Origin of the sequence: Clostridium sp. ZBS15 (assembly GCF_023845705.1) — a bacterium.
GTDB classification, from domain to species: Bacteria; Bacillota; Clostridia; order Clostridiales; family Clostridiaceae; genus Clostridium; species Clostridium aquiflavi.
Genome location: NZ_JAMQHY010000012.1, coordinates 1 through 2,721, shown reverse-complemented (window position 1 = coordinate 2,721; position 2,721 = coordinate 1). Strand labels below are relative to the sequence as shown.

Sequence of the window (2,721 nt, the reverse complement as noted above, 5' to 3'; positions counted from 1 at the left end):
CTAAAACATAGCCTAAAATTATTTTATCAATATTATGTATTTTTCTTTTATTCTTTATTCTAAATATCTAAATATCCATACTCTTGAGTTTTTATTATTCCTTTTTTAGAAAAATTTATTGGATAATTAAATAATGGACCATCATATACAAATGTATGATATTCCCCATTTTCACCACAAGCATCAGAACCTGTAGCTTTTATTTGTTCTACAACATCTGTAGTTAATACTTTTCCTAAAAAGTCTTCAGACATACACTTAAGCTTTACATTCTTGATTACTGTTTTAAATCCTGAATCAATAAATTCATAAACTAAATCTTCCCTATTTTCTTGCCAAAGAGGAAATACAGCTTCAATGCTTGCTTCATTACATCTATCCGTGCACCATGCTCTATGTGGTTCTAAATCAATATCCCCAAATACACAAGAATCTATCCCATATTTTTCTCTAGCACAAATTAATGCTTTTGTAAAAGTCGCTTCATAATCATTTCCACCCTCTGAATCAACTAATAATAAAGATATATTCAGAGAATCTGCCATTTCTCTAATTAAATTTTCAGGCACCCCATGAAACCAAGACCTAGAATTTTTTTTATCAACAGTAACAAGTAAAACTTCTGGCTTATGCCCTGCTTTTATCATTCTATATAAAGCTAAAGTACTATCTTTGCCACAACTATAAGACATAATAAACTTTTTAACCATAATTAACTTCCTTTCATACTTATGTATTAAAAATAGATATAATTTATGTGTATAATTTAATTATCCTTCCACTTTTCCAGTGCATTAATCATAAATTCTTTAATATCTATTCCATAAACCCCTTTCAACTCTTCGCCACTAAAGACTTCCTTTGGTGTACCTTCCTTGATGATTTGCCCTTCATTTAATAACAGCACTTTTTCACCAAAAGTTTGAACTAGGTTTAAATCATGTAATACCGCTATTACTATTCTATTATTTTCTTTTGTCCAGCTTTTTAAATATTTTAGTATTTGAATNNTGATTTGTTGGTTCATCTAAAAGTATTACTTCTGGATCTTGTGCAAACGCTCTTGCCAAGTAAACTCTTTGAAGCTGTCCTCCTGACAATTCAGTTATTAGCTTATCCTTTAAATTCGATATCCCAACATTATCTAGACACCTTAATACCATGTCCTTATCTTCATTACTTGGCTTTCCAAATACTCCATTTATATGAGCATATCTACCCAATAATACTGTTTCAAAAACAGTATAAGGAAAATATATATTACTTGATTGGCTCATAAGAGCTATCTTTGTTGCTAACTTTTTTCTATTCAACTTACGTATTTCTTTTGAATCAAGAGTAATATCGCCTTTATAATCGATCAAATTTGCTATAGATTTTAATAATGTACTTTTCCCACAACCATTAGGTCCAACTATACAAAAGTTATTTCCTCTTTCAATATTAAAGGTTATATTTTTAACTACGTCTAAATTATCATATCCACAACTTAGCCCCTCTATCTTTAACATGTTTTTCACCTACTTTTATTTTTTAAAGTATATATAAGCAAAAAATGGTGCTCCAATTAATGCAGTTATGGCGCCAACTGGCAACTCTGATGGTACAATTATTGTTCTTGAAACTAAATCTGTTATTACCATCAAACATCCTCCAAATACTGCTGACATTGATATTACATATGAATGGTTTGATCCAAATATTTTTCTAACAACATGAGGTGCTATTAAATCAACAAAACCAATTACCCCACTTAATGCAACTGCACTACCAGTAAGAAACGCTACAAATAAAAATAAATTTCTTTTAACCTTATTTGTCTCAACACCCAATGCCTTTGCCTCATCTTCTCCAAATGTTAATACATCCATTTCCCTACAATAAATCATTACACCAACTAATCCAATAATATAAAAAGGTATTGAAGCCTTAACGTAACTCCATCCTCTCATTGCAAATGAACCCATTTGCCACATTACAATACTTTGCATTTTATCACTAAACAATGCTGAAATTGTAGTTAATATTGCATTACAAAATAGTGAAAATACCATACCAACAAGAATTATTCTACTACTCGATATAGCGCTATCTGCTTTTTCACAAAGTTTAAGAACCACAATCATTGTAACCAAGCTACAAACAAATCCAACTATTGGCATTGTTAAGTTCCCTAAAAATGGAATATAAGTACCACTTACAATTAATATTCCTACACCTAAAGAGGCTCCAGAAGACAGACCTAAAGTATATGGTGATGCTAATGTATTTTTAAGAACTGACTGAGTTACAGCACCACTTACACCTAATGATCCCCCAACAATAAAGGCTAGTAATACCCGTGGTAATCTTACATTCCAAATTATTACTACCTGGCTTGAATCAATTCCATCACTTAATGGAACACTAAAAATTTTATTGCATAGAATTGAAATAATATCTAAAATACCAATATTGGAACTCCCAATGGAAGTTCCAATGCATAAAATTAAAAATACTAGCGGAATTGATAGCATTAATAATATTCTATTTTTATAAGTCTTTGTATTCATCTGGATAAATAACCTTTGCCATTTTCTTTAATGCTTTAATTATATTTTGTGATGGTCTTGAAGAAGTATTATTATCAATAATATATACATCATCATTCTTAACAGCTGTGATTGTGTTCCATCCTTCACGGCTAGTTATATCCTCTATTGCAGTTTTTTCATTTCCGCT

At 30.3% G+C, this 2,721-nt stretch carries 2 protein-coding genes and 2 pseudogenes; all 4 read right to left on the bottom strand.

The features are described from left to right. Positions 1-59: 59 nt before the first annotated feature. Positions 60-710 carry a Dph6-related ATP pyrophosphatase gene (locus NG904_RS06095; protein WP_252230508.1) on the bottom strand — a complete coding sequence of 217 codons (651 nt, stop codon included), beginning with the start codon at positions 708-710 and terminating at the stop codon, positions 60-62. A 56-nt stretch (positions 711-766) separates the two neighbouring features. After that, a pseudogene (locus NG904_RS06085) lies at positions 767-1,511 on the bottom strand (ABC transporter ATP-binding protein). A 15-nt stretch (positions 1,512-1,526) separates the two neighbouring features. Beyond that, complete coding sequence (locus tag NG904_RS06080; RefSeq protein WP_252230504.1) at positions 1,527-2,552, bottom strand: FecCD family ABC transporter permease; 1,026 nt, start codon at positions 2,550-2,552, stop codon at positions 1,527-1,529. Continuing rightward, positions 2,533-2,721, bottom strand: a pseudogene (locus NG904_RS06075) (ABC transporter substrate-binding protein); the annotation flags it as partial. The pseudogene NG904_RS06075 and the gene NG904_RS06080, both read right to left, overlap by 20 nt.

What these genes read in the sequence shown, in the direction of transcription:
- NG904_RS06080 (WP_252230504.1), bottom strand. Translation starts at nt 2,552, where the DNA reads ATGAATACAAAGACTTATAAAAATAGAATATTATTAATGCTATCAATT.
- NG904_RS06095 (WP_252230508.1), bottom strand. Translation starts at nt 710, where the DNA reads ATGGTTAAAAAGTTTATTATGTCTTATAGTTGTGGCAAAGATAGTACT.